Consider the following 26202-nt stretch of genomic DNA (forward strand, 5'->3'; position numbering starts at 1 on the left):
GGAAGGGAAAATGTTAATGTATGAGCCGAGTTGTTTGACTAACGTACTGTGTAGATTGTAATAATATTTAAGTACCTTAAAGTATTTCTTGTTTAAGATCTTACAAACAGTATTCTGAAAGGAAAGGAAGTTTTTTATGCCTACATTATTAGATTCGTTTCAAATTAAAGGACTTCACTTGAAAAATCGCATGGTGATGCCTCCAATGTGTCAGTATTCCGTGACGGAAAAGGACGGTAAGCCGAATGATTGGCATTTTTCACATTATACAAGCCGTGCGATTGGCGGCGCGGGACTGATCATCATGGAAATGACAGATGTAGATCCTGATGGAAGAATCACTGACTATGATCTTGGTCTCTGGTCAGATGATCAAATTCCAGCATTCAAAAAAATTATAGAAACAAGCCAGGGTTACGGCGCAAAAGTAGGAATTCAAATTGCGCACGCTGGCCGTAAAGCCGAAGATGCGGCAGTACCTGTATCTTCATCAGCGATTCAATTTTCAGAGCAGTACAAGGAACCGCGTGAACTGTCTACTGTAGAAGTGGAAGAAATGGTTGGAAAGTTTGAAGCAGCATTTAAACGTGCGTTAAAGGCTGGTGTTGATACAATTGAAATTCATGGTGCCCATGGATACCTGATTCATCAATTCCAATCACCACTGACAAATAAACGTACAGATAAATATGGTGAAGATAAGAGTTTATTCGGCGTAGAAATCATTAAAGCTGCCCGTCGGGTAATGCCTGAAGACATGCCGTTGCTCTTTAGAATTTCTGCAGTTGAGTATGCAGAAGGCGGTTATGATCTGGACTATGTGATTGAATTGGCAAAGCGTTATAAAGAAGCTGGTGTCGATGTATTCCACGTTTCTTCCGGCGGGGAAGGAGAAAGTGGCCCTGCATCAAGCGGACCTGGATATCAGGTTGATTTATCTGAAGGAATTAGAAAAGCACTGAATGTACCAACCATTGCAGTAGGCAGAATGGAAGATCCTGTGCTAAGCGATGAAGTCATCCGTGAAGGAAAAGCGGATCTTGTTGCGGTTGGAAGAGGTATGCTGAGAAATCCTTACTGGGCGAATGAAGCGTCTCTTCAATTAGGAGGAGATCCGCTTACACCGGTTCCTCTGGCAGCAGCGTACAGTATACGATAAGAAATAATTTGTCATTGAAGCTCCCTCAAGCTATTGGAGGGAGCTTTTATGTGTAGATTTTTTAAAAGGTTCTGTTAACTTGCAGGTTGATTTACATTCACTTTCTGCAAGCGGTCCAAGGCTTCTCAGCTCAATTGCTGCTTGTTGCGTCCCGCATTTATAGGAGGGATTACACCCGAAACAATAAACATCCTGACGAATTAAAACATGATTTTAACACAGCATGTTTTAAAAAAACGCATAAAAAATTTTACATTAATCGCACAACCCTTCTTTAAAAAACCTCTCTGCGTACGTTCATTATTCATCTTCTCCTACAGTATCTTTTTTCACACTATGTTCCTTTTTTATCATTAGATATATATAAAGTGCGTACTTACATAAACGAAATATACGTATTATACTTATTCTCGCGCAAGTAATTGCTGAAATAGGGAATGCTAATGCCTGTCTGTAAAGAGAAGAATGGGATAAAGATTTTCAAAAGACGAAAATCTTTAAAATATTGGGCTGTAAAAATGATCAAGCGGGGGAATGTAAGGTGGAGTCAATGTCATTTGTATTGTTTGGAGCTACTGGAGATTTAGCAAAAAGAAAAATATTTCCAGCTTTATATAATTTATTTCTTGATAAGAAAATGCCAAAGGCCTTTTCCGTTATTGGATTAGGGAGATCATCTTTATCTCATGATGAATTTCAAACCCATGTTGAAGAGTCAATTAAGGCATTTTCAAGACAGACGATAGTGGAAAAAGAGGAATTTGATGCATTTATTAAAGTGTTCCGTTATCACCAGATGGATGTAACAAAGCCTGAAGCCTATAAAAATTTGCTTACATTTATTCAGCAGAGAGAGGAAGAATTAAATCTTCCTGAAAACCGCCTCTTTTATTTATCGGTTGCTCCTGAATTTTTTGATGATATTGCCCTAAATATTAAAGAAAGTGGCTTAGGATCAACGAAAGGCTGCAAACGCCTAATTATTGAAAAGCCGTTTGGTCATGACTTGGAGTCTGCCCGCGATCTTAATACTAAATTGAGCAGAGCATTTAAAGAAGATGAAATTTACCGTATTGATCATTATCTTGGAAAACCAATGGTTCAAAACCTGGAAACACTGGAATTCGCAAACCCGGTCCTTCAGGCGATTTGGAATAAAGGGTACATTGCGAATGTACAAATTACTGCAAGTGAAATCGTAGGTGTGGAAGATCGGGCAGGTTATTACGACCAGTCCGGTGCAATTCGTGATATGGTACAAAATCACATGCTTCAAATGCTCATGATGACAGCCATGCATCTGCCCGAGAAAATCAGTGCAGATGATATTCGCGACGAGAAAAGAAAAGTGATGGAATCTTTACGTTTATTATCGAAAGAAGAGGTCGGAGCTCATATCATACGCGGCCAATATGATGCAGGAGAAATTAAGGGTGAGCCTGTTGTTAAATATACAGAAGAGCCGGGTGTTGATACTTCTTCTACTAATGATACATTTGTTGCTGCACGCTTATGGATAGACAATGATTTCTGGGAAGGGGTACCTTTCTACATCCGTACAGGAAAGAGGATGAAAGAAAAATCAACACGTATTGTTATCGAATTTAAAAACACATTAAAGGATCTTTACGAAACAGAAGATCAAAAGACTGCACCGAATTTATTATTCGTTCATATCAGTCCGAATGAAGGAGTATCGTTCCAGATTAACAGTAAAAACCCATTGAAAAATGGCATGATCGAACCTGTAACAGCTGATTTTTCACCGGTTACAAAAGAAGTGCCTGAAGCCTATGAAATATTGCTGTTTGATGCATTGAAAGGCGATTCAACATTTTTTGCGCATTGGGATGAGGTAGAGCTGTCGTGGAAATGGATACAGCCGGTGTTGGAAGCGTTCGAAGAAAATAGCATTCCGCTTCAATCATACAAGGCGGGATCAATGGGACCTGAAGCATCAGACAAACTGCTGCAGGAACAAGGCTTCCACTGGTGGTAAAAATTGTTCTTTCAACGTAAGAAATCAAGATTGCAGAGAAATATAAAGAGGGACAAATAGGTATATTTTAGGAGGGATTCAACATGAAGGTTGGATTAATTGGCTTAGGAAAAATGGGATTGAATTTAGGGCAGAATTTAATTGACAATCATCATGAAGTGATTGCATTTGATGTGAATCCAGGTGCAGTTTCAGAAATAGCTGACTACGGGGCAACTGGTACGTCAAGCTTAAGGGAGCTTGTTGAATCACTTGAAACACCGCGTGTTCTCTGGGTCATGGTGCCTCATGCTGTCGTTGACTCCGTGCTTACTGAAGTAAAAGCATTTTTAAGTGAAGGCGACATTGTGATTGAAGCTGGTAATTCTCACTATAAGGAGTCGATTCGCAGATACAATGAGCTAAAAGAGATCGGCGTGAGCTTTATGGATGCAGGAACATCCGGCGGAATGGAAGGAGCCCGCAATGGGGCATGCTATATGATCGGCGGCGATCCTGAAGCCTGGAGCGTTGTAGAAGCAATTTTTAAAGATACCGCTGTTGAAAAAGGATTCTTATATGCTGGTAAAGCGGGAAGCGGACACTTCCTGAAAATGGTTCATAACGGAATTGAATATGGCATGATGGCGGCTATTGGAGAAGGATTTGAAATATTGGAGAAAAGTGATTTTGATTATGATTATGAAAAAGTTGCAAGCGTCTGGAACAACGGATCCGTTATCCGTTCCTGGCTCATGGAACTGACTGAAAATGCATTTTCTAAAGATGCCAAATTAGATGATATTAAAGGTGTCATGCATTCTTCCGGTGAAGGGAAATGGACTGTTGAAACTGCACTTGAGCTGCAAACAGCAACCCCTGTTATCGCGATGTCGTTATTAATGCGTTATCGTTCATTGGACAATGACACCTTTACTGGAAAAGTAGTCGCTGCATTGCGCAATGAGTTTGGTGGACATGCAGTGGAAAAGAGCGGGAAATAACAGCAGCAAAATTTTAGACAGGCAGCTTCAGTCATAAAACTGGCGTTTCTCAATGAAAGGGGGATGGAAAATGTCTATTTCGTTTGATTATTCAAATGCATTGTCATTTATGAAGAAAAGTGAGGTAGAGAACTTAAGTGAGTTTGTAAAAGTCGCTCACAATATGCTTCATGAAAAAAAGGGACCGGGCGCTGATTTTTTAGGCTGGGTGGATCTTCCTCTTAACTATGATAAAGATGAATTTGCACGAGTTAAACAAGCCGCTGCCAGAATTAAAAGTCATTCTGATGCGCTGATTGTGATTGGGATTGGCGGTTCTTATTTAGGTGCAAGATCTGCCATTGAAGCGTTATCCCATACGTTCCATAATCAAATGAGTGATAAAACGCAGGTTTATTTTGCGGGACAAAATATCAGCTCAACGTATATTTCTCATTTGTTTGAGCTATTAGAAGGTAAGGATATCTCTGTTAATGTGATTTCTAAATCAGGAACAACGACTGAGCCGGCTCTTGCATTCCGTATTTTCCGCGAGTACATGGAGAAAAAATATGGAAAGGAAGAAGCAAAAAAACGTATTTTCGCAACAACTGACCGTGAAAAAGGCGCGCTGAAAAATCTTGCTGATAAAGAAGGGTATGAAACCTTTGTTATCCCTGATGATGTAGGTGGACGTTATTCAGTGCTAACACCGGTAGGGCTTTTACCGATTGCTGTAGCAGGTCTGAATATTGATCAAATGATAGCAGGAGCAGAAGCGGCTGCCCGCAAATACAACAATTCAGATCTATTAACAAATGAAAGCTATCAGTACGCTGCTGTTCGAAATGTTCTTCACAGAAAAGGAAAAGACATCGAGCTGCTTGTTAACTATGAGCCATCTCTGCATTATATTTCAGAATGGTGGAAGCAGCTGTTTGGAGAAAGTGAAGGTAAAGATCAGAAAGGGCTATTCCCTGCATCCGTTGATTTTTCAACTGATTTACATTCAATGGGTCAGTATGTACAGGAAGGTAAGCGTAATCTGATTGAAACCGTTCTGCAGGTAAAGAAGCCCCGCATTGAATTAACCATACAAGAGGATACAGAAAATATTGACGGATTAAACTTTTTAGCTGGCAAAACAATGAATGAAGTGAATAATAAAGCATTTCAGGGAACATTACTGGCTCATATTGATGGAGAAGTGCCAAATCTCGTTATTGAATTTGATGAAATGAATGAATTCACATACGGAGAAATGGTCTACTTTTTCGAAAAGGCTTGTGCCATAAGCGGGCATTTGCTCGGTGTAAATCCATTTGATCAGCCTGGAGTAGAGGCATACAAGAAAAATATGTTTGCACTGCTTGGGAAACCTGGATTTGAAGCTGAAAAAGCAGTATTAACGGAGCGGCTGTCTAAATCATAATGCGTTAAAACATTGTGAATATGGAAGGTATACTTTGTATACTTATTATAATTTTGTGTGGTATAAGCAATAATGTTATGTATATAACGTCCTGGATGTTATATTTGTACCCGCGTTATAAAAAAGCGCGCTGCAAATATTAATAATAAGGATCATCGCTCATTTTTTTGAAGAGGAGAATAAAACTTATGAATCGTTTTACAATACCCAGAGATGTATTTTATGGAGAAGGATCAATTGAAGCACTAAAAGATCTTGAAGGTCAAAAAGCTACGATCGTGATCGGTGGAGAATCGATTAAAAAATCCGGCTACCTTAATAAAATTGAATCTAATCTAAAAGAAGCCGGCTTTGAAATTCAGCTGATTGAAGGAGTAGAAAACGATCCTTCTGTTACGACCGTTGTAAACGGAGCGAAAAAAATGGAAGAATTTCAGCCGGACTGGATTGTCGGTGTAGGCGGAGGTTCTCCCATTGACGCAGCAAAAGCGATGTGGGTGCTGTATGAAAACCCGGAGTTAACATTTGAACAAATTAAAGCACCGAACCCCCTTCCTGTATTACGCAAGAAAGCACGCTTCGCTGCGCTTTCCACAACAAGCGGAACGGGGACGGATGTGTCGCCGTTCTCGGTTATCACAGATCGTGACAAAGATGTGAAATATCCGGTTTTCGGCTATGAAATCACACCGGACATCGCGATTGTCGATCCAGAGTTAACCTATTCAATGCCGCCAAACATTGTAGCGTACACTGGAATGGATACAATCACGCATGGTATTGAAGCTTACGTATCCCTCGCGCATAATCCGTTTACCGATCCATTGGCTTTGCAGTCTGTCAAAATGGTCGTGGACAACGTAGAAAAATCATACGCAGGTGACAAGGAAGCAAGAGGCGAAATGCATTATGCCCAGGCGATCGCTGGCATGGCCTTCTCAAATGGCTTCTTAGGAATAGTTCACAGCCTGGCGCATAAGAGTGGTGCGATCTTCGGTATTCCCCACGGTTTAGCGAATGCACTTTACCTGCCATATGTGATTGACTTTAATAAAAAGGCAGACAGCTCCCGTTTTGCAGAAATCGCAAGAATGCTTGGACTTAAAGGAAATACAGATGATGAGCTGATCACTGCCCTAACTGAAGAAATTCGCCGCTTGAACCGTTCAATGGATATTCCATTAACGCTTGAAGAATTCGGCATTGATCAAAAAGAATTCGAAAAAAATCTGGATAAAATGGCAGCAGGGGCAGTTGAAGACCCTTGTACACCAGCTAATCCACGTGAAGTAACAGCAGAAGATCTGAAAAAGATTTATGTTGCTGCCTTTAACGGTGATAAAGTTGATTTCTAATTGAACATGAATAGAACTGTCCCGTACGTCAGCCATCTTGGCCTGGCGGATGGGGCGGTTTTTTTATTTGGGGCACAGAGGCCGCAACCATGTGTAGAAATTGCCTCTGATAAAGGGAACGTTTTTTCAGGTGGAAGTCACTTTCGGATGGTTCGAAAAGAAATAGCGTGAATGCAAGGTCAGCCAAATTACTGGCTGACCTTATTTAAGTGATTCGAGGCAGATAGAGATTGTATAAATTGCAGAGATTTCCTGATTATTTTTTCTTTATCATAATCCATGGATGCAACATGGTAGGAGTTGTCTAATACATGCTTTAATTTAATGTCTGACTGAACACGCTGAAGAATGAAATCTGTGTTTTCAGGCGGTACGACATGATCGATTGTTGACTGGAAGCATAAGATTGGATTTTTAACTAATGGCAGATTTTTCTTAACAACATCCATGTATGTTAACAGTTGCTGATAGGCGAATGCAGGAACTTTTGGATAGGTGATTTCTGTTACATCGGGATTTTTAATATCCGGTTTGCTTTCATTTATATATTTGGTGGGTGGGATGTTCTGATAAGGAGACATCGCCGGAACATGGATGGCTGGGTTGATTAATAAAATTCCATCAATGTCTTTATAATGACTTGCAAGGTCTAAGGTCAATGTTCCACCCATAGATTGGCCGATCACGTAAATTCTCTCGCAGCGTTCTTTTAGATCTAAATAAGCTTTTTCAAGACTGAGATACCAATCGGAAAATGAGCAGTGGGCGAGATCTTTATAGTGAGTGCCATGTCCTGCGAGCCTTGGTGCTGAGATTGTGTATCCCTGCTGGGCAAATACTTTGCCAATATATTCTACGCTTTGGGGTGTTCCTAAAAATCCATGACAAAGCAGGATGCCGATCTTGCTGCCTTCATACAGAAATGCATCTGCGCCGGTAATGACTGGATACGCTTCTTTCATGAGATTCTCCAACTTTCTCAATAACTTCAACGACCTTTAATCCGTAAAAGTTAGTATTTATTAGTGGTATTTAACAATATTAATTCATATCTGTCAACTAGGAATTAAAAGACAGGGCAGGATTGACAGGATGAAAAAGTATTTTTCAGAAAATATATTGTAACGATTTAACTAAATCAATGCCTGATTTCCGGCTGCACAAGTTTTTATTCTTATTATAATAGAAATAAGAAGACACAGGATTGAGGTGTTCAGAGAATGACTGATGATAAGAAACAGGAGTTTTATGAAGCATTGCTTGAGAAGAATTCAGCATACGATGGCTTATTTTTTGTAGGGGTAAAAAGCACAGGCGTTTTTTGCCGTCCAACCTGTCCGGCAAGAAAGCCGAAGTTTGAGAACTGTGAATTTTACCATACGGCTGAAGAGGCGCTGCTGGCTTCATTCAGACCCTGTAAAAGATGCTCTCCGCTTTCTCATCCAAACCAGGTGTCTGAGCTTGTGCAAAAACTGGTGCAGGCTGTTGAGGAAAATCCGGAGAAAAAATGGAGAGAGAAAGATTTCCGGGAATTGGCTGTTGATGAATCAACAGCGCGCCGTCAATTTAAAAAGCGTTTTGGGATGACGTTTGTGCAATATGCACGTGCGAGACGAATGGGTCTTGCGATGAAGGAAATCAGATCCGGCAAGGCAATGATTGATGCCCAACTGACTACAGGCTATGAATCCAGCAGTGGTTTTAGAGATGCCTTTTCAAGAATTATGGGAGATGCTCCGGCGTTTGCTAAAGACAATCATATTCTAAAAGCATCCTGGATCGATACAAGGGTTGGACCAATGGTCGCCATTGCGGATGAAACCGAGCTGTATCTCCTCGAATTTGTGGATCGGCGCGGTCTTGAAAAAGAGATTGAAGTACTGAGAAATAAAACCCGATCAGCGATTATACCGGGGAAGACCAAGCCCATTGAATCAATTCAAAAAGAGCTGGATCTGTATTTTAAAGGTGACCTGGTCGAATTTCACACACCAGTCAGGCTGATCGGGACACCGTTTCAACTGATGGTATGGGGGAGGCTGAAGGAAATCCCCGCTGGTGAAACACGTTCCTATACTGACATTGCACGAGAGATTGGTAAGCCGACTGCTGTGCGTGCAGTTGCGAGAGCCAATGGGTCAAATCAGCTGGCATTGATCATTCCGTGTCACCGTGTGATCCTCAGTGACGGTTCAACAGGCGGATATGCCGGAGGAACCGCCAGAAAGAAATGGCTGTTAGAGCTGGAAAGTGAAAGTCATTGGGTGAGCAAGTGAATAATAATTGCTAAAAGAAGTTAAAGGCTGAACTTTAGCTTCTTTTTCATTTGCCTGAACCGATGCCGAAGCCGGGGTGTTTGGCTTTGTACTTGCACCTGACTTTGAAGAGTCACAGCTTGCTTATGCCTACTACACATATGAAGGTGATGATGGACGTTTTAACCGCATCGTGACGCTTCTTTTAGATGGAGAGTTGTGGAGCGAATAGAGCGTGCCGCTTGATCAGATTCCGAGCGGGAATGTGTATCATAGCGGCAGGCTGAAAATCGGACCGGATGATAAGTTGTATGCGGCAACTGGAGATACTTCTGACGCTGACATTGCACAGGACACAGCGTCGCCCGGTGGTAAGAATCTGAGTTAGTATTACTGTTACCCTATGTTGAATAAAAGTTCCAAACAATTTAAGTCATAAAGAACACATATCAAATAGCTGCTCTAGGATGCGGCATTAGGTCTCTTTTCTTATCTTTCCGCTCTATAAATACAGGTAATGCATTTATAAAGATAGAAGCAACCGTCAAAACATACAATCCCCATTGATAATTAATGACTTCCCTGACAGCTGACCAATCTTCTCTGCTGGCCTGATCTGCTAAAAGGCTAATATGTCCACAAATTGTGAGTGCTGTGAATGATAACCCTGCCACCATTGCGAGTTTGTAATCTTTTCCTGCTGAAAATAAGTAAATGTTGAGTAGTATTGCTGCGCTTGCAATAAGTCCTAATATTAACCACATAATAATACCCCCATACTTTTCTGTTATTAAACCCTTTAAATAGTAAAAAAAGTTAATTTCAGCTTATCATATGTTTTGCAACTAGGATAAAGTTTCCTTTAATTATTAGTAAGAAAACCTTAATATGTACGCTCATCTCTTGAAACGATTAAACCCAAAAAAAAGCAAGAAGGTATCAAATAATACCTTCTTGCCGCTACATTTAGTCTCTATAACCTCTTAACTCTTATTCCGCGTCGTCGCTCATATTAAACTCAGATGAAGGTCGGGGTGTGATAGGATCCAGACATACAATACCGCAGAAGCAATTTAGGTCGACTGTCAGACAGATGCCGGTTGCCTGCAGGTTTCTGATGCTGTTTCCAGGGAAGAAATCGCAAATTTGTGTTCCGTCGCCTGATGGTCCAGGAGTAGATCCTCCCATTGTAATTGGAAGCAGCAGCTCCAATTGGACACAGCACTTATCCTTCTCTCTGTCTTTGTCATTATCCACAAACTTTTTCGCACGGAAGATTGGTGTCTTGACACATCTTAAAGCGGTCATTCCTGATCCGCCGACAGGAGATCTGAACACCCCGCTTCCGATAAACGGTTCGCAATCACCTTTACAGTAAAGTGCAAAAGGCACTGTAGTAGGCCCATTGCCATTAACCGTCACTGGGGACAGCAGATTTCTGATTGCCTGATCACAGCCCGTTGAACAGCACCCACCCGTATTAACGCCAGCTACCTTATCCTGAACTCTCACAATCTCGCGAACAATACCACATACACATGAATCATTTTTTCCGCAACACATTAAAAATCTCTCCTTTTCATAATTGTTGTTGCATTAATATGTATATGAACAGGAGTGACTAAATGCCTGTACAATAGCCTTGCAGAAAAAATAAACGAGATCATTTTTTATAAGTTCGGATTTAATAGTGAAATTGGAAGTTAGCTTTCTCTGAAAACCTGTTCCCTGTGTTGAACACAACTCTCTAAGAAGCAGGTAAAACGCTCATTCATGTGCTTTCTCAAATTTAAAAAGAAGCTGGAGAGTTTCCATAATCCCTTTATCTTAAAAAGAAAGACATCCGCTCGAATATGACTAGATTTAAGTAAATAGGAATATTACGTAGTGAGAGAAAATCCCAGTTGTACACCAAGCAGAATTGAAACCCAAGTGATAAGGATAGAGGTAAACAAAAATATCCCGAGATTTTTACTTTTAAAAACAAACAATCCAAGGAGAAACCCTAAAACCCACATAGGTAAAATCACAAAAAACTCCGTGGCCACCCAAGTCTCCTAAGTGTAGTTCTCTGCTATATTACCTCCAGCAAAAAAGTAGATATAAGTATGGCGATTAAACCACTGAAAATTGTGTTCAGGACATATGTGACCTTTATTTTTTTTGAATAATTCCCCCTCTATAGCATGTGCGGACAAAACTGTATTAAAATTTCATAAGTGAAAACGCATGGATATAGCCTTAATGAAACAAGGTTTATTGGTTATATCGTGAAAGCAGATAATCTAAAATTATCATCAGTCTAATAAGTTGGGAATAAACTCCTTATTGCTATTTCAATAGCTAATAAAGGCATCTCAGTAATTTCCAAATTCTGATTGTCTATTCACCCGGCTTCATTTAATATGAAGAAGGAATAGTCAATTAGGAGGATGTTACGATGAGTTCGGTTTCGATGAAGGAGCGGATCCATACGCTGGATATTATCCGTGGATTTGCGCTGTTTGGGATTTTGATTGCGAATATGATTTTGTTTAAGACACCTGTATTTACGGATATCAGCGGTTTAGTAGAGGGGAACCGCCTGCCGGAGGGTGGAATGAATGCTGCATTGACGCTGTTGACGGCATTTTTTGTAGACGCGAAGTTTTACCCGATGTTTTCAATGCTGTTTGGTCTCGGGTTTTACATTTTCTATAGCCGCCTGATGAAGCGTGGATTGCCGGCGAAGAAATTATTCAGGTGCCGACTGGTGTTTTTACTGCTGCTTGGACTTGCCCATCTCACATTTATCTGGTCCGGGGATATTTTACATACATATGCCATTACAGGTTTCCTGCTTCCGTTTTTTGTTGAGCGTTCAACAAAGACGATTAAGATCTGGGCGATATCTTTACTTATATTTGGTCCTTTGTTGATGACCGCGCTGATGCTACTCAGCAGTGTAAGTGTTCACTTTATGATTAGCGGGGGAATGGATACACTGGAAAATTTGCATGCTTCTTCAATTCTCGCGGCTTCTGTGATGGCGGATGGCAGCTTTGGAGAGATTTTGGCATTCCGTTTTAGAAATGAAGTAGTGCTGATTCTGGCACAGTTCATGCTGTTAGTACCGACGATTTTGTCGTTATTTCTGATCGGGCTGTATTTAGGAAAGACGGGTATGTTCACTGATATCGAAAATAATATTCACCGCTGGAAGAAAGTCATGTGGGTTGGACTTGCTGTCGGAGTACCGGTTGTGGGAATTTCTTTAGTAATTGACTACAACGTGTTTGGATGGCCAACTTATCTGACAGGACCAATCGCCACAGGAATAAACACGGTTGGCGGACCATTCCTGATGTTGTTTTATGTATCAGTCATCGTACTCGTCACCAGGAAATCATCTGTTGAAAAAATGCTGATGCCATTTGCTTCAGTTGGCCGGATGGCGCTGACTAATTATCTAATGCAGTCAATCATTGCAGTGATCATCTTCAACGGTTATGGCTTTGGATTATTCGGTCAGGTATCGAAAACGCAGGGTGTGCTGATTGCCATTGCCATTTACAGCGTGCAGGTTGTGTTGAGTCACTTGATCATGCGTCACTTTAAGCAGGGGCCAATGGAGTATGTGTGGAGAAAGTGGACGTATTCGGGTGGGGAGAAGCATTCGAAGGCGGCTTGATGGTTGATAAATGAGAGGTCGGTTCTGCAATTGATTTATAATCGCAGAATTGACCTTTCAAATATATAAAAATAAATATTGTAGATCTTTGAGCTAATACATAGTTTGTTTTTAGACTTAAATGATCTGCAGTAAGCGTTCGTAGAAGCACGGCTAAGATAAATCTATATTTGAGAGGTGATTTTTTGGATTTAAGCTACCACGAGTACGGGGATAAAACTGCTCCTTTAATGGTATTTCTACACGGTGGTGGAGTGAGCAGCTGGATGTGGGATAAACAAATTCAATATTTCAGTCATTATCACTGTATGACAATCGATTTGCCGGAACAGGGGACAAGCAGAAATACTGAAAACTTTTCAATTCATTTAAGTGCAGAGAAAATTAATAAACTGATAGAAAAAATAGCAGACGGTAAAGAAATTGTTGTCATTGGCTTCTCTTTAGGGGCGCAGGTAGCGATTCAGATGCTAAGTGATCATCCGAATTTGATCAATTATGCATTCATAAACAGTGCATTAGTCAGACCTAATGTCATGATGAAAAGAATGATCAAACCGTTTATTAAAGCACTTTATCCATTAGTAAAAATTAAATCATTTTCAATACTTCAGGCTAAAACGCTCTACATTGGTGAAGAATACCTTGAGACGTATTACAAGGAAAGTTCTCAAATGAAGTCTGATACGCTTGTTAGAATTCTAGAAGAAAACATGTCATTTAAAATACCTGACGGATTTGCTAAAGCAGAGAGCAGAATATTAGTTACTGTCGGTGCAAAAGAAAAAGCAATGATGAGAAATTCAGTGGTCGACTTAGTTTCAAGTAACTCGAATTGCACAGGGATCGTCATACCTGATGTTGGGCACGGCATATCGCTGGTAGATCCTGATTTCTTTAACCGGATGATAGAAGAGTGGATACAGGACGCTGCTTTGCCAAAAAATGCGGTAACGTTAAAATAATGAAGGTCTAAAAAATCCGGATTTCTGGTGCAAAAGATGAAAGCAATACACAAAAAACAACCACTATTGACACCTGAAACAAATTAACGTATTTTATTATTAATCAAATATCCGAGTGATTACATTTATCTTTGATGATGGAGTGGGTTTAAGCAGGCCGTTGAACGTGTGTTGGCGGAATGAAGAAATTCTGACAGGTTGTCAAAGCTTGAATTAGAATAAATCGGTTTATGTCCATGCTAAGGGATTAGTCTGGGGATAAACCGATTTTTTGTTTAGAGGGGGCAGGAATGGTGATAAAGGTGACTAAGACAAAGGGCTCAATTGAAGCGGAGATCAGCAAGGCGATCACCCAGTGGGAGAAGGATTTTCTGGGGAGGGGCTCAGTGTCTGTAAAGGCAGATATTTTAAGGGATATGATCATTGTTTGCCTGAATGGTGTATTGACGCCTGCCGAATACCGTGTGTGCACTACGCATGACGGGATGCTATCGATTAAGAAGACGCGTTCTGATCTGGTAGAGTCCGGTATTGAAATGCTGAAGGAGATTGTTTTTGATATAACGTCAGTAGAAGCTATAAGCTTTCATACGGATATCAGCTCCGTCACAGGGGAGCGTATTATGGTGTTTAAGCTGAATGAAAATCTTGAGAAAAAACTGAATGAAAAATAAAGAGGGAGTTCTTTAAAAGACATGTTGTCTGTTAAAGGAAAACCGGCCTTTCCATACGTGCAGTGCACGTTGAAAGTGCCGGTTTTTTTATTGGATTCTTTTAGGTTGAGGAGGAAGAAAGATGAATGAAATTGTGATTCAGAATTTAATGTCACCCGTTGTCCTGTTTTTTGTACTGGGGATCGCCGCAGCACTTGTGAAATCTGATCTGGCTTTTCCGAAGGCGCTCAGTGATGCGCTAAGCATATATCTGCTCATTGCAATTGGATTGAAAGGGGGGATTGAGCTTGCAAATTATTCAATTGAATCAGTTTTCGCACCGATTTTAGGGGCTTTATTTCTCGGAGGCATCATCCCATTGATCACGCTTGGTGTTATGAAATTGATCGGGATGGATTTGAAAAATGCAATCGGACTTGCGGCCACATACGGCTCCATTAGTATTGTGACGTACGGAGCGGGCGTTGCCTTTATGGATCAGACAGGCACAACCTATGAAGGCTTTATGAATGCACTTGTTGTGTTGATGGAAAGTCCTGCAATTCTAGTGTCTTTACTACTGCTTAGGGTACTGGAGAACAAAAAGGAGCTCGCCGTTTATACACAGCGTGCAGGGTTTGTTGCCTTTCCTTCAGGGGTGATTGATAAAGAAGTAGTCAGGGAAAGTCTGTTTGGAAAAAGTGTTCTTTTGCTGATGGGGAGTCTTGTGATTGGGTGGATGCTCGGAGAAAGTGCGATTCCGGCTGTGAAGCCTTTGTTTATGGATTTATACGGCAGTATTTTAATTTTGTTTCTGTTAAATATGGGGCTGATTGCCGGTCAAAGACTACCTGAAATGAAGAAGTATGGGGTGAAGCTGCTGGCATTTGGCATGATTGCGCCACTTGTGTTTGGCATTATGGGTGTTCTGGTTGGAAATCTGATTGAATTGTCAATCGGAGGAACTGCACTGATGGGCGTATTAGCAGGCAGTGCATCCTACATTGCTGCGCCTGCAGCCCTGAAAACGTCAGTTCCGGAGGCGAATCCTTCTATTTATCTCGGTCTGTCTCTCGGGGTCACGTTTCCGTTCAATTTAATCATTGGAATTCCAGTTTATTTTGAAATCGCAAAATGGATTCAATAAGAGGAGGAAAAACAAATGAGAATGCTTGATCGTGTTGATACACAAAAAGTGCTGGTGATTACGGATTCCAATATGGGAGTTGAGTCGTCTTTAACAGGGATTACGCAGCGGGAGCAAGAGGAGCTGCTTGTCTTCAACAGCTACGGGGCACTGATTTCCCAGCCTTATGGATGTCTCATGAGAAATGTGATTCTTGCTATTTATCAAGAAGAGATTCATGACATTTATATTGTGGCAGAAAAAGCGCAGCAGTATGACCGGGATCACCTGCTTGAGAAAATGAAGGAGGCAGGCGTCACAGATCACATATTGAAAACGCTGAATTACCTTGATGCCGTCCAGTACGATGTAGTAAATTGGCTTGCGGGACCGTCTGATGTCTATGAAGCAATGCGAAAAAATAAAGAGCTAATCATGAAGCATCCGCTTATTCCAGGGACAGTGAATGTTCGTGCATTTTTAGTAGACCGTGATTCGGAGGGGATTGAGGAAGTTATTTAGGAATGAGAAAGTAGAGGTCAATGAACTTTGGGGATTTTGTGAAAGAAGCTTGTTAAGGATGCCCGTAAACTATTAAGTGTTGCTGAAAATATTCTTTAGCGTTTTTAATGATAGTCATTTGCAAGTAAAATAGAGCTCAGAATCTATACAAATTACTGTGTTTTAGTTTCTGAGCTCTATTAATATATAACTACTATTTATTTGCCCTTTCAATATCATTAACGAAAGTCAAAAGAGAACGACAGTCCGAAAAGTGATGAAAGGGGAAGTGGATCTGGCAGCTCGTGTGCGAGAGGTTTTTAAAGGACTTGATGAAGTTGCACAAGGTAAAGAAGGTATCCTTACGCAGGAGAGGGCGGCAGTTGAAGCGATTCGGCATCTGTTTCTGGTCAATGCGGGACTTGTCTATGAAGCCAGTTGTAGATACTGATGGAACTCTTAACGCAGCTGTACTTACATTCTCTAAAATTAGTGGTACAGGTAACGAAACTGTAACTGCTGATACAGGTGCTTTTAATAACTTAACTTATGTTGTAACAGTAGCTGATGAAATAGTTGAAACTACCTCTGAGGAGTTGTTGCCAGAATTTGTTTCTAACACAATGACTGCTTCTGATCGTGTAGCTCCTACAGTTAACGGAGTTGAGAAGTTAAATGCCTTTACTGTATGAGTTAGATTTTCTGAGCCATTATCAAGTGCAGGTAACTGGACGTTTAAATTTGCTGATAATAATGATGCAGATGTTACTCCAAACCTAACTAATCTTGATCACGGTTATATTGATCTTACTATTGGTGCAGGAGTGGATGCTGATACTGTAATTAATGCAACTATCGTTGGTGCTTCAGACTAGGAGGAGCTTTATGTATTGCTCGTCTATGGGGGCCGTTGGAATCCTGATTGCCTTGCTGAGGTTCAAATATTACATCAAAAATGCAATCAGCTAAATACAAAAACAACCAGTTATCCTACAGGGATAACTGGTTGTTTTTATTACAGAAGTTCTTCAGCAATCAATTTATACGAACGTAAGCGATCCATATAGTCATGAGCGATCGTAACGATCATGAATTCATCATTGTGGTAGATTGATTGGAGCTGTTCAAGCTGCTCCCGTACCTCTTGTGGATTGCCGATGATTATTTTGCGCCGCATTTCTTCAATTTCTTGTTGTTCTCCGCTTGTATATGGATAGCGTTCGGCTTCCTCTAGTGAAGGAACCCCTTCGCTGCCTACCCCTTTTGCCATTATTAATTTCCAAAGAAAACCGCTCTTTGCCAAGTGTTCAGCTTTTTCGGTCGTTTCTGCACAAATGGCAGACACTGCTATGATCGATTCTGGCAGTTGGGATGAACCCGGTTGAAAATTTTCCTCATAGGTTTTAAGGATTTCCGGCCCATCTTTATCGCTCATGAAATGACCGAATGCATAGGCGCTTCCATTCTCTGCAGCAAGCTTGGCACTTTTGATGCTAGTCCCGAGAAGCCATGGTTTAGGAGAAATTTCCGGAAGCGGTGCTGCAGATACTTTTGAATACATATGTTCTTCCGGAAAATCATCTTTGAGGAAATGCAAAAGTTCTTTAAAGGATTCCGGCATCTTGTAAACATTTTGCAAAAAATTATCAGAGAGAGCCATCGTCACTTCCGCTGATCCGCCGGGAGCCCTTCCGATCCCTAAATCAATTCTGCCTGGAAACAGAGTCGCCAGCATATTATAGACTTCAGCAACCTTGTACGGTTTATAATGCGGAAGCAATACCGCCCCTGCCCCAATGCGGATTGTTTTGGTGTGTGCCCCAATATAGCTCAGCATCACTTCAGGCGCAGAACAGGACAATCCGGAAAAATCGTGATGCTCGGCAATCCAATAGCGCGTGTACCCGAACTGTTCCCCGCTTTGTGCAAGCTCCATGGAAGCCTGCAAAGCCGTGGCTGGTGTATTGCCAGCGGATACAGGGGATTGATCCAGGATGCTTAATTTCAATGGATTTTCCCTACCCAATTTCAATCAGCTTCAGACTGAATAGCGATGAAGAATTTTCATCCGCGAAATCAGCCCGAGAAGTAGAGTAATTGTTGATGGTTCCTCTGAAGCTCAAATCGAGTTCAGGAACCTTTACATCAAATGTATTTTTGTATAAATGGACCGTAACGTCGTGGTACTCAGTCCCGCCTCTTACTTCGAAATCAAACCGAATCGTCTTTGCTTCTTTTCCGGAGCTGTTTGTGGAGACTCCCTGTTCAAAACCAGTTACTTTCAAAGAAAAATCGTCCAAAATCACTTCATTTACCATTAAAGATCCCTCCTCTATATTTACCTAAGTTTGTCCATGTTAGCATTCGCCGCAAACATTGAACAAACTTTCTGCTTCATCTATTTAAAGCATTCGAAGACACGATGAAAACCACTCATGAACATAACCTTTTACATAAAGTAAGAATAAGCACTCTTTCTTTCATCAATTTATATTTGTCACATTACTAAACTAGGTATCTCCTGTATAGTTAAAGCAATAACTGTAAAAATGAACGCTACAAACAACCAAGGGGGAATTCACATGCGTAAAATCATCCTATCAACCGAAAGCGGCGCTGATCTGCCGAATGATTTAGTTGAAAAGTACAGCCTGCAAGTTGTTCCGATGCACATCATTATGGACGGAAAAGATTATCTGGACGGCTCTTTACCAGTCCAGGACATCTATGATTACTATGACCGCACGAAGAAAATACCTTCCACAACAGCCACGAATATTCACGAGTACCAGGAGTTTTTCACATCAATCAGAGACAAGTATCCTGACAGCACCATCGTTCATATCGGCTATACATCAAAGGCATCCTCATCCTTTCAAAACGCAGTCATCGCTGCAGAAGAATTCGAAGACCTCCACCTGATCGACGCGCTAAACGTAACCGGAGGATTAGCAGCAGTTGTCTTATATGCCGCTGATTTACTGGAAAAAGAACCTGACATCGAACCAGCACGCTTAATCGAAAAAATAGAAGCAGTCGTCCCAAAATCAAAACTCGCTTTCATCCCAGGCAGCCTGGAGTTTCTAAAAGCAGGAGGCCGCGTCAGCAATATGGCTTCCCTGATCGGTGGACTGCTGAAAATAAAGCCATGTATCGAACTAAAGGACGGAAAGCTCGTCTCCACAAAGAAATACCGCGGGAAAATGATCGGGGCGACTGAGAAGCTTTTTAATGATTACTTAAAAGAATTTGATATTGATCGAGAGCAGCTTTATCTGATTTATTCGATTGGACTTGATGAAGGGATCAAGCAGCGGATGGATGAGGTTGCGAAGGAGAATGGATTTAAAAACGTGAGATGGATTCAGGCTGGCGGGATGATTTCGACGCATTCGGGACCTGGAGGATTTGGGGTTGCTGGGTTGAAAGAGTAATGGCGGTTAACGCTAAAGAAGTAGTAGTAAACTTCAATTCTGCTGTAAACCCAGATTCATTATTCGATGATGAAGATGCTGGTACTCTAACTGCTGGTATTGTATCAGTAGATGAAATTGGTGCCGATACAGAACTTTCTGGTGGAGTAACTGGAGAATTAAGTGAAGATGGCGAGACATTGACACTTACTGCAGCTAACTTCTTTGAAGGTACTTATTCTTTAACAGTTTCTGATGATATAACTACGACTGACGGAGAAGCGTTTGAAGCATATTCTACAACATTTGAAATCACGGATGAAACTGACCCAACAGTTACAGGTGTAACCGATGGTAAATCAGATTTTGGCTCATATAAGTAACACACCGAAAGAATTGATTGAATATACTCAAGCTCAAGGCATTCTTGTGGAAGCTTATTCACCTATTGCCCACGGAGAATTTTTAAAAAATCAAAAAGTTGTAGACATCGCAGAAAAATACGGTGTTTCTGTACCTCAATTAAGTATTCGTTATGATTTACAGCTTGGTCTTCTTTCGCTGCCTAAAACTGCAAATCCGGAACATATGAAAATAATGCAGAAGTGGATTTCGTTATTTCTAAAGAGGATATGGAGTTTTTGAAAAATGTGGATACCGTCAAAGATTACGGTGAGGCAAGAGTAACGTTCATTATGAACTAATCAAATAAAAGTCTCCCTATTCGAAGAATACTTTTGTTTAGAAATTATTTAACAATCAGGCCGCAATCATTGTATATGATTGCGGCTTTCTTTCAGCCAAATAATAGAAGCAAATTCAAGCATTTTACAGATCAAATTAATGCACAGTTCAAGAAAAACGGTGAAAAAGAAAACTATAATTTTCATATTGAAATATAAGATGAAATTTGGTTGGTGCCGGTACCAAGGCTTCATTTTAAATGGAATGCACCTCTAGAAAGTTGTTCTTTTCTCCATACAAAAACCCCCACCAATTGGTAGGGGACTATAGGTTAATCGCTTTTTCATTATTACCTCTCACACGCTTAATGTCTTCTTTTGGTGGTGAACCAAACATGCGCGAATATTCACGGCTGAATTGTGATGGGCTTTCATAGCCTACACGAAATGCAACATCAGCAGCATCTGCTGACTCAGATAATAACAAGCTGCGAGCTTCTTGTAATCTTAGTTGTTTCTGGAATTGAATGGGGCTCATTGCTGTAACTTCTTTAAAGTGCCGATGTAGCGAAGAAACGCTCATATTTGCTATATCCGCAAGCACCTCAATTTTTAATGATTGATCATAGTTCTTCATAATATGTTCAATTACATCACTGATTAGATGGGTTGAACTTCCTTCTATTGCTATTTGCTTCAGCATACCTCCATGTTCTCCTTGTAAAACCCTATAGATGATTTCTTTTACAATAAGAGGAGCAATTACCTTTATGTCTTGCGGAGTATCTAGCATACGAACTAATCTTGTTACCGCATCTAGCAAAGAGGTTTCTATTTTGCTGACATACATACCACGTTTAGAATTTTCCTTCTTATCGACACCCATTTCGTATTCACGTAACACCTCCAATATTTCACTTGGTGTGAATTCCAGTTTGAGAGCCAGATAAGGCACTTCAGGAGAGGCTTCTGTAACTTGTCCGGTAATTGGTAGGTTAACCGAGGCAACAAGATAATCGGCAGGACTGTACACATAGCTCTCCTGTGCGAGCAATACCTCCTTGCTACCTTGAACGATTATGCATAAGGAAGGTTTATAAACACCGTAACTTGGGCCTATCAAATCAGAGAAACGAGTGAACGATAAAAAAGGAATAGTAGTTGGATGAATTCCATCATTACCTGTGTGACTCTCAATGATTTGGGTTAATTCAACTCGTTGTTTATCAATTTGTGTGGACATAAAAAACCTCCTTGTGTCCTCATTGTTTATTCAATACTAATACATATATCCTCAAATTGTAAGTTGTGTGAGAGGATTAGGCAATGATTTAGTAGGATTAGTATAATGGTTTCTTATTTTCTTGTTGCATAATAAAGGAGTCACAGTTTTTATTCTCACATTTACGCAATAGGTTAAGGAGTTGAATCAGTCATGAAGAAACGTAAATTAGGAAATAGTGACTTAAAAGTTTCCTCCATTGGACTTGGATGCATGGGTATGAGCTTTGGTTACGGTCCTGCTTCGGACAAGAATGAGATGATTTCACTTATTCACGAGGCAATAGACCGTGGGGTTACTTTCTTCGATACTGCTGAGGTATATGGTCCATTTGTCAATGAGGAATTACTTGGGGAAGCCCTTGCTCCATTCAAGGGGGAGTGTGTCTATCGCTACTAAATTTGGTATCCAACTACAAAATGGCAAACAGGTTCTCGACAGTAAGCCAGAGCAAATTAGGCAATCTTTTGAAGGATCGCTCAAACGGCTTCAGGTTGACACCATTGACCTTTACTATCAGCATCGAGTGGATCCGAGTGTTGCGATAGAGGAGGTAGCCGGAATAATAGAAGACCTAATCAAGGAAGGGAAAATTAAACATTGGGGACTTTCTGAAGCAGGGATGGAAACGATTCGCCGTGCACACGCAGTTCAACCACTTACTGCCATTCAAAGTGAATATTCAATGATGTGGAGAAAACCTGAAGATGAGTTATTTCCTACCCTTGAAGAACTGGGAATCGGGTTTGTTCCTTTCAGTCCATTAGGAAAGGGCTTCCTTACTGGGACAATAAAGAAAGATGCAACGTTTGGTAGTTCAGATTTCCGTAGTGTTGTTCCTCGCTTCAAACCTGAGAATATAGAAGCGAATCAGGTGTTGGTGGATCTGGTAAGTAAGATTGCTGCGGAAAAAGAAGCAACGCCAGCTCAAATTGCACTTGCATGGGTACTTGCCCAAAAGCCTTGGATTGTTCCGATTCCAGGTACTCGGAGATTGGATCGTCTAGAAGAAAATCTTGAGGCAGCTAATATTGAACTGAGACCTGAGGAGATCATTGACTTAAATGATGCTTTATCTAAAATTGAGATTTTGGGAGATCGCTATCCATTGGAATATGCAAATAGGGTAGGTAAATAAAAGACACTTAAAATTTAATAAGCATCACTTTGAATGAAGTCAAGAGGATTCGAAAAGGAATGATATAAATTTGGAACAAACAATTATAGATCTTTCCAAGAATAAATGGGACTGGATGATGGAGAGGCAACTAGACGAATTAAATAATCTCTTTCACGAAAAAGCCGTCTTCGTTCATATGGGAGCTACATTTTCTAAAAACGAGGAAACAGATGTAATTAAAAACGGATCTATCGTTTATAAGGATGTAGATATACAAGAAATATCCGTTCAACTAATTGACCAAACTGCCATTCTTCTAAATAAAGTAAGCCTTGTAGCTGTTGTTGGCGCCACTGAAGTGACAAATCCATTTGTTGTTACTGAAGTCTATGTACAACAGGAGGATCAATGGAAACTGGCATCAATGTCCTTCACAAAGCTGTTAGCACCATGAATTAGTCATTTATATACGTCCAATGTCTCTCAAGTTTGAAATTTTGGAGACGGCAGAATACATGAAAAGAATGGGGAAATCGAATTAAATAAAAAGGAGCATTCCTGTTAGGAGAGTTTTCGGGGTCTTGAACAAAAAAGAGCCCTCTTGGTAGGATATGGGGTGTCAATGCACAAAGAATTGACCCCTAATTTGTTACCAAGGAGGACTCCACCATGGATTTTATACAAAATCACAAAATTAATCAAGTCACCGAAAACACACTCGTTATTGGAATGGATATCGCAAAACGGACACATTATGCCTGCTTTGTTGATGATCGTGGTCGAATGTTGAAAAAGCCATTCGCCATCTCCCAGTCACGTGAAGGATTTGAAGGGTTTTATCATAAAGTACTAGAAGCGATGAAAGAGTTTGATAAAACAGAGGTGCTGGCTGGTATTGAACCTACAGGTCATTATTGGCTGAATCTCGCTTACTTTCTCGCTGACAGAGGGATTCCCCTCGCCATGACAAATCCGATGCACGTCAAGCGCTCTAAAGAGCTTGATGACAATCTGCCAACCAAACACGATCGCAAGGATGCATTGGTGATTGCGAGGCTATTGAAAGATGGACGTTTCAGTTATCCGCGGATTCTGAGGGATGCCGAGGCAGAGCTTCGCACTGGTGCCACACTAAAAGGACATCTGACTGAAGAACTTGGGTCAGTCAAGAACATGATGATTCGCTGGCTTGATCGTTATTTCCCTGAATTCAGAACGGTTTTCCCGTCGTTCGGGAAGATGGCGCTCGCAGCGCTTGAACAGACCCCTTTGCCACAAGATGTTCAGGGCAAAGGTCTCGAGGAACTACTAACCCTTTACCGAAAGGTAGACGGATTATCTTCTCCTCAAAAGCCAAAAGCAGCTCGTTTGATAGAGGTAGCTAATGACTCAATTGGGATGACGGAAGGCTTAGCGATGGCCCGTATGGAAATTGCCACGCTGGTTCGCCGTTTTCGGCAGCTTCTGATTGAAATAGAAGCTGTCACTGCCTCTCTGACAGAGATGGCACAGTCCTCAGTTGAGTATGAGTGGCTTGCGAGTGTAGATGGTTTAGGTGATGCCACGATCGCTGAATTAATGGCTGAGATCGGCAGCTTTTCTCACTACCAGGACCCACGCCAATTAATAAAACTTGCGGGGTTAACACTGAAAGAGAATTCTTCCGGTCAGCATAAAGGTCAAAAACGGATTTCAAAACGTGGAAGAAGCAAGCTTCGTGCCCTTTTATTCCGCGTCATGATGCCCATGATTAGGCACAATCAAGCATTTAAAACGTTACATGACTACTACACAACACGACCTGAGAATCCATTGCGTAAAAAGCAATCAATCGTTGTACCTTGCGGGAAACTCTTAAGAGTTTTACATGGGATTGCGACAAAACAAAGAGTGTTCGATGAGGCGATTATGATGAAGGATATCCCAGTCTTGAAGGTTTCTGTAGAGTAATGAACCATTCTGACTCAGCCTAACAAAGGATGACACGGAGAAGCTGGCATCATTCATTCCATTCGACTATGAGTCCCTAAAGGAGCATAGCCGGCCTCCGCCTTATGATTAGACCGAACGAAGGAATGTTGGCACACAGATGCCCGGAGACATGGGAGGGTACGTCATCATAAGTATTGCGGAGATCCATTGTGCATCGCATATTTACCCCCACTACTACCATTTCATAACAGTAGTAGCCGCGAAGCGTATCTCATGTCTGTAAAATCAAAACAGCATTTTAAATTACTGTTAATCAACGTGTCAAAAAAATTTTTTTGACACCCCATAAACGGCTCAAACCGTTTGTATAACAACATTTTAAGAGGGAGGAATTTTTTATGGAAAAAGTTATTTTAAACAATGGTGTTGAGATGCCAATACTCGGTTTTGGTGTTTTTCAAATTCAAGATAAAAAAGAATGTGAACAAGCTGTATATGACGCAATTATGGCAGGCTATCGTCTAATTGATACTGCTGCCTCTTATCTAAATGAAGAAGCTGTCGGCAGAGCTATTAAGCGGAGTGGTGTACCAAGAGGGGAATTGTTTATTACTACGAAATTATGGGTGGATGACACAGGCTATGAACGCACAATGAAAGCATTTGAAAAATCGCTAGAAAAATTGCAACTGGATTATTTAGATCTTTACTTAATTCATCAACCATTTGGTGATGTTTACGGTTCATGGCGTGCGATGGAGGAATTGTACCGTGATGGCAAGATAAGAGCCATTGGAGTTAGCAATTTCTATTCGGATCGCCTAACTGATTTCATTATTCATAATGAAGTGGTTCCTGCTGTAAATCAAGTGGAAACGCATGTTTTTAACCAGCAAATAGAAAGTGCTAAATTGATGAAAGAGGACAATGTTCAAATCGAGTCATGGGGACCGTTTGCTGAAGGGAAAAATAACATGTTCCAAAACGAAACTTTAGTTTCAATTGCCGAAAAGCATAATAAATCCGTCGCTCAAGTGGTACTACGTTGGTTAACACAAAGAGGCGTCGTTGCAATTCCAAAGTCTGTGCATAAAGAAAGAATTATCGAAAACATCAATATTTTTGACTTTGAATTAAGCCAAGAAGATATCGAGAAAATTGCTACTTTAGATACAAAAGAAAGTTTGTTCTTTTCTCACAGAGATCCTGAAATGGTGAAATGGATCGGGACTCGTAAACTTGATAATTAATATTCTTTCCGCCTAAATACTGTTGTTTATTAAGGTGTTAAATCCATAGAAAAAGCGTGTGAATTAATAACACACGCTTTTTTTATATACAGTGACGCCGGATCCCACAATATGCTTTGGGAATGACTGGTCTATCATGTGCTGATTTTTTGTAGATATTTTTGAATTCCTCCCTGTCCTGAAAACGATTCTGAACATTCATAAGTATTTCTAGGATAGGGAATCTTTTATTACTAGCTGGATTGACTGCTTTGAAAATGGTTTATATTTTGAGCTTGTTCTCGGACGTATTGCCTTGGCTTTAAGAATAGTTAGTGAGAGGAACCTCCTGGATGGGAAGTTCTTTTTTGTTGTTATTTAAATGCTAGTAGAATGACATAGTAAGAATTTTCTATAAATAGATTGTGTCTGAGGGCAATATTTGAAATAATTGGTATTGATGAGA

27 protein-coding genes and 1 pseudogene are annotated in these 26202 nt (G+C 40.7%); 22 read left to right on the plus strand and 6 right to left on the minus strand.

Annotated features, from left to right (window positions below; all coding sequences use genetic code 11):
• The first annotated feature begins 136 nt into the window (after positions 1 to 136).
• The 5 genes from LG330_RS04820 (at position 137) to LG330_RS04840 (ending at position 6907) form a co-directional block, all read left to right on the plus strand.
• On the plus strand, positions 137 to 1159 hold the full coding sequence (locus LG330_RS04820; RefSeq protein WP_404407854.1) for an NADH:flavin oxidoreductase/NADH oxidase: 1023 nt from the start codon (positions 137 to 139) through the stop codon (positions 1157 to 1159).
• A gap of 541 nt (positions 1160 to 1700) precedes the next feature.
• On the plus strand, positions 1701 to 3158 hold the full coding sequence (gene zwf / locus LG330_RS04825) for a glucose-6-phosphate dehydrogenase (protein ID WP_404407856.1): 1458 nt from the start codon (positions 1701 to 1703) through the stop codon (positions 3156 to 3158).
• An 83-nt stretch (positions 3159 to 3241) separates the two neighbouring features.
• A complete protein-coding gene (gene gnd / locus LG330_RS04830) occupies positions 3242 to 4141 on the plus strand; it encodes a phosphogluconate dehydrogenase (NAD(+)-dependent, decarboxylating) (RefSeq protein WP_404407858.1) in 900 nt (299 codons plus the stop codon).
• 70 nt (positions 4142 to 4211) lie between these two features.
• Positions 4212 to 5552, plus strand: coding sequence for a glucose-6-phosphate isomerase (locus tag LG330_RS04835; RefSeq protein WP_404407860.1), 1341 nt, complete (start codon positions 4212 to 4214; stop codon positions 5550 to 5552).
• Between the two features lie 188 nt (positions 5553 to 5740).
• Positions 5741 to 6907 carry an iron-containing alcohol dehydrogenase gene (locus tag LG330_RS04840; protein WP_404407862.1) on the plus strand — a complete coding sequence of 389 codons (1167 nt, stop codon included), beginning with the start codon at positions 5741 to 5743 and terminating at the stop codon, positions 6905 to 6907.
• Between the two features lie 188 nt (positions 6908 to 7095).
• On the opposite strand, the gene LG330_RS04845 is transcribed toward LG330_RS04840, so the two are convergent.
• Positions 7096 to 7869, minus strand: coding sequence for an alpha/beta hydrolase (locus LG330_RS04845; protein ID WP_404407864.1), 774 nt, complete (start codon positions 7867 to 7869; stop codon positions 7096 to 7098).
• A gap of 258 nt (positions 7870 to 8127) precedes the next feature.
• On the opposite strand from LG330_RS04845, the gene LG330_RS04850 reads away from it, so the two are divergent.
• The 3 genes from LG330_RS04850 to LG330_RS04860 all read left to right on the plus strand — a co-directional run bounded on the left by LG330_RS04850 (position 8128) and on the right by LG330_RS04860 (position 9550).
• A complete protein-coding gene (locus LG330_RS04850) occupies positions 8128 to 9183 on the plus strand; it encodes a bifunctional transcriptional activator/DNA repair enzyme AdaA (protein ID WP_404407866.1) in 1056 nt (351 codons plus the stop codon).
• Positions 9184 to 9259: 76 nt separating this feature from the next.
• A complete protein-coding gene (locus LG330_RS04855) occupies positions 9260 to 9394 on the plus strand; it encodes a hypothetical protein (protein WP_404407868.1) in 135 nt (44 codons plus the stop codon).
• A gap of 3 nt (positions 9395 to 9397) precedes the next feature.
• Positions 9398 to 9550 carry a PQQ-dependent sugar dehydrogenase gene (locus LG330_RS04860; RefSeq protein WP_404407870.1) on the plus strand — a complete coding sequence of 51 codons (153 nt, stop codon included), beginning with the start codon at positions 9398 to 9400 and terminating at the stop codon, positions 9548 to 9550.
• Positions 9551 to 9611: 61 nt separating this feature from the next.
• Here LG330_RS04860 and LG330_RS04865 read toward each other — a convergent pair whose 3' ends face one another.
• Positions 9612 to 9926 carry a hypothetical protein gene (locus LG330_RS04865; RefSeq protein WP_404407872.1) on the minus strand — a complete coding sequence of 105 codons (315 nt, stop codon included), beginning with the start codon at positions 9924 to 9926 and terminating at the stop codon, positions 9612 to 9614.
• A gap of 226 nt (positions 9927 to 10152) precedes the next feature.
• Positions 10153 to 10725, minus strand: coding sequence for a CotY/CotZ family spore coat protein (locus LG330_RS04870; protein ID WP_404407874.1), 573 nt, complete (start codon positions 10723 to 10725; stop codon positions 10153 to 10155).
• A gap of 877 nt (positions 10726 to 11602) precedes the next feature.
• Between LG330_RS04870 and LG330_RS04875 the strand changes: the two genes are divergently transcribed.
• From LG330_RS04875 to LG330_RS04905, 7 genes are all read left to right on the plus strand, one after another.
• A complete protein-coding gene (locus tag LG330_RS04875) occupies positions 11603 to 12832 on the plus strand; it encodes a DUF418 domain-containing protein (protein ID WP_404407876.1) in 1230 nt (409 codons plus the stop codon).
• A 185-nt stretch (positions 12833 to 13017) separates the two neighbouring features.
• A complete protein-coding gene (locus LG330_RS04880; RefSeq protein WP_404407878.1) occupies positions 13018 to 13797 on the plus strand; it encodes an alpha/beta fold hydrolase in 780 nt (259 codons plus the stop codon).
• A gap of 302 nt (positions 13798 to 14099) precedes the next feature.
• Entirely contained in the window at positions 14100 to 14471 is a 372-nt protein-coding gene (locus LG330_RS04885; protein WP_404409501.1) for a DUF2294 domain-containing protein, read from the plus strand.
• 121 nt (positions 14472 to 14592) lie between these two features.
• Positions 14593 to 15597, plus strand: a complete 1005-nt coding sequence (locus LG330_RS04890; RefSeq protein ID WP_404407880.1) for a sodium-dependent bicarbonate transport family permease — start codon at positions 14593 to 14595, stop codon at positions 15595 to 15597.
• Between the two features lie 15 nt (positions 15598 to 15612).
• Entirely contained in the window at positions 15613 to 16098 is a 486-nt protein-coding gene (locus tag LG330_RS04895; protein WP_404407882.1) for a hypothetical protein, read from the plus strand.
• 253 nt (positions 16099 to 16351) lie between these two features.
• Positions 16352 to 16528, plus strand: a complete 177-nt coding sequence (locus LG330_RS04900) for a hypothetical protein (protein WP_404407884.1) — start codon at positions 16352 to 16354, stop codon at positions 16526 to 16528.
• Positions 16506 to 16769: a hypothetical protein gene (locus tag LG330_RS04905; RefSeq protein ID WP_404407885.1), complete on the plus strand. Its 264-nt coding sequence runs from the start codon at positions 16506 to 16508 to the stop codon at positions 16767 to 16769. Before LG330_RS04900 ends, LG330_RS04905 begins: the two co-directional genes overlap by 23 nt.
• 323 nt (positions 16770 to 17092) lie before the next feature.
• Here the strand turns inward: LG330_RS04905 and LG330_RS04910 are convergent, their stop codons facing one another.
• Both LG330_RS04910 and LG330_RS04915 read right to left on the minus strand, forming a co-directional pair.
• Positions 17093 to 18085 (minus strand): LLM class flavin-dependent oxidoreductase, encoded by a 993-nt coding sequence (locus LG330_RS04910; protein ID WP_404407887.1) that lies wholly within the window; start codon positions 18083 to 18085, stop codon positions 17093 to 17095.
• Between the two features lie 10 nt (positions 18086 to 18095).
• Positions 18096 to 18395 carry a DUF3219 family protein gene (locus LG330_RS04915; RefSeq protein ID WP_404407889.1) on the minus strand — a complete coding sequence of 100 codons (300 nt, stop codon included), beginning with the start codon at positions 18393 to 18395 and terminating at the stop codon, positions 18096 to 18098.
• A gap of 264 nt (positions 18396 to 18659) precedes the next feature.
• On the opposite strand from LG330_RS04915, the gene LG330_RS04920 reads away from it, so the two are divergent.
• From LG330_RS04920 to LG330_RS04930, 3 genes are read left to right on the plus strand one after another with little or no spacing between them, the layout of a single operon-like run.
• On the plus strand, positions 18660 to 19511 hold the full coding sequence (locus LG330_RS04920) for a DegV family protein (RefSeq protein WP_404407890.1): 852 nt from the start codon (positions 18660 to 18662) through the stop codon (positions 19509 to 19511).
• On the plus strand, positions 19511 to 19873 hold the full coding sequence (locus LG330_RS04925) for a hypothetical protein (protein WP_404407892.1): 363 nt from the start codon (positions 19511 to 19513) through the stop codon (positions 19871 to 19873). The genes LG330_RS04920 and LG330_RS04925 overlap by 1 nt, the downstream gene beginning before the upstream one ends.
• Positions 19842 to 20135: a hypothetical protein gene (locus LG330_RS04930; protein ID WP_404407894.1), complete on the plus strand. Its 294-nt coding sequence runs from the start codon at positions 19842 to 19844 to the stop codon at positions 20133 to 20135. Before LG330_RS04925 ends, LG330_RS04930 begins: the two co-directional genes overlap by 32 nt.
• A gap of 363 nt (positions 20136 to 20498) precedes the next feature.
• Here the strand turns inward: LG330_RS04930 and LG330_RS04935 are convergent, their stop codons facing one another.
• Positions 20499 to 21416, minus strand: a complete 918-nt coding sequence (locus tag LG330_RS04935; RefSeq protein ID WP_404407896.1) for an AraC family transcriptional regulator — start codon at positions 21414 to 21416, stop codon at positions 20499 to 20501.
• Between the two features lie 192 nt (positions 21417 to 21608).
• Between LG330_RS04935 and LG330_RS04940 the strand changes: the two are divergent.
• The 4 genes and pseudogenes from LG330_RS04940 to LG330_RS04955 all read left to right on the plus strand — a co-directional run bounded on the left by LG330_RS04940 (position 21609) and on the right by LG330_RS04955 (position 25757).
• A pseudogene (locus tag LG330_RS04940) lies at positions 21609 to 22593 on the plus strand (aldo/keto reductase).
• Between the two features lie 70 nt (positions 22594 to 22663).
• Positions 22664 to 23029, plus strand: coding sequence for a nuclear transport factor 2 family protein (locus LG330_RS04945; protein ID WP_404407898.1), 366 nt, complete (start codon positions 22664 to 22666; stop codon positions 23027 to 23029).
• 215 nt (positions 23030 to 23244) lie between these two features.
• Positions 23245 to 24525 carry an IS110 family transposase gene (locus LG330_RS04950; RefSeq protein ID WP_404405991.1) on the plus strand — a complete coding sequence of 427 codons (1281 nt, stop codon included), beginning with the start codon at positions 23245 to 23247 and terminating at the stop codon, positions 24523 to 24525.
• Positions 24526 to 24905: 380 nt separating this feature from the next.
• The gene (locus LG330_RS04955) at positions 24906 to 25757 is read left to right on the plus strand and encodes an aldo/keto reductase (RefSeq protein ID WP_404407900.1); all 852 of its coding nucleotides are present in this window, start codon (positions 24906 to 24908) and stop codon (positions 25755 to 25757) included.
• Positions 25758 to 26202: the final 445 nt, after the last annotated feature.

Source organism: Jeotgalibacillus malaysiensis, assembly GCF_044789845.1.
Taxonomy (GTDB): domain Bacteria; phylum Bacillota; class Bacilli; order Bacillales; family Jeotgalibacillaceae; genus Jeotgalibacillus; species Jeotgalibacillus malaysiensis_A.

Bases quoted from the DNA above. Each gene is read 5' to 3' on its own strand.
- LG330_RS04950 (WP_404405991.1), top strand. From the start codon at position 23,245: ATGGATTTTATACAAAATCACAAAATTAATCAAGTCACCGAAAACACA.
- LG330_RS04820 (WP_404407854.1), top strand. From the start codon at position 137: ATGCCTACATTATTAGATTCGTTTCAAATTAAAGGACTTCACTTGAAA.
- LG330_RS04845 (WP_404407864.1), bottom strand. From the start codon at position 7,869: ATGAAAGAAGCGTATCCAGTCATTACCGGCGCAGATGCATTTCTGTAT.
- LG330_RS04850 (WP_404407866.1), top strand. From the start codon at position 8,128: ATGACTGATGATAAGAAACAGGAGTTTTATGAAGCATTGCTTGAGAAG.
- LG330_RS04865 (WP_404407872.1), bottom strand. From the start codon at position 9,926: ATGTGGTTAATATTAGGACTTATTGCAAGCGCAGCAATACTACTCAAC.
- LG330_RS04925 (WP_404407892.1), top strand. From the start codon at position 19,511: ATGGCGGTTAACGCTAAAGAAGTAGTAGTAAACTTCAATTCTGCTGTA.
- LG330_RS04935 (WP_404407896.1), bottom strand. From the start codon at position 21,416: ATGTCCACACAAATTGATAAACAACGAGTTGAATTAACCCAAATCATT.
- LG330_RS04895 (WP_404407882.1), top strand. From the start codon at position 15,613: ATGAGAATGCTTGATCGTGTTGATACACAAAAAGTGCTGGTGATTACG.
- LG330_RS04870 (WP_404407874.1), bottom strand. From the start codon at position 10,725: ATGTGTTGCGGAAAAAATGATTCATGTGTATGTGGTATTGTTCGCGAG.
- LG330_RS04920 (WP_404407890.1), top strand. From the start codon at position 18,660: ATGCGTAAAATCATCCTATCAACCGAAAGCGGCGCTGATCTGCCGAAT.
- LG330_RS04840 (WP_404407862.1), top strand. From the start codon at position 5,741: ATGAATCGTTTTACAATACCCAGAGATGTATTTTATGGAGAAGGATCA.
- LG330_RS04915 (WP_404407889.1), bottom strand. From the start codon at position 18,395: ATGGTAAATGAAGTGATTTTGGACGATTTTTCTTTGAAAGTAACTGGT.
- LG330_RS04955 (WP_404407900.1), top strand. From the start codon at position 24,906: ATGGAAAAAGTTATTTTAAACAATGGTGTTGAGATGCCAATACTCGGT.
- gnd (WP_404407858.1), top strand. From the start codon at position 3,242: ATGAAGGTTGGATTAATTGGCTTAGGAAAAATGGGATTGAATTTAGGG.
- LG330_RS04835 (WP_404407860.1), top strand. From the start codon at position 4,212: ATGTCTATTTCGTTTGATTATTCAAATGCATTGTCATTTATGAAGAAA.
- LG330_RS04930 (WP_404407894.1), top strand. From the start codon at position 19,842: ATGGTAAATCAGATTTTGGCTCATATAAGTAACACACCGAAAGAATTG.
- LG330_RS04875 (WP_404407876.1), top strand. From the start codon at position 11,603: ATGAGTTCGGTTTCGATGAAGGAGCGGATCCATACGCTGGATATTATC.
- LG330_RS04890 (WP_404407880.1), top strand. From the start codon at position 14,593: ATGAATGAAATTGTGATTCAGAATTTAATGTCACCCGTTGTCCTGTTT.
- LG330_RS04905 (WP_404407885.1), top strand. From the start codon at position 16,506: ATGAAGCCAGTTGTAGATACTGATGGAACTCTTAACGCAGCTGTACTT.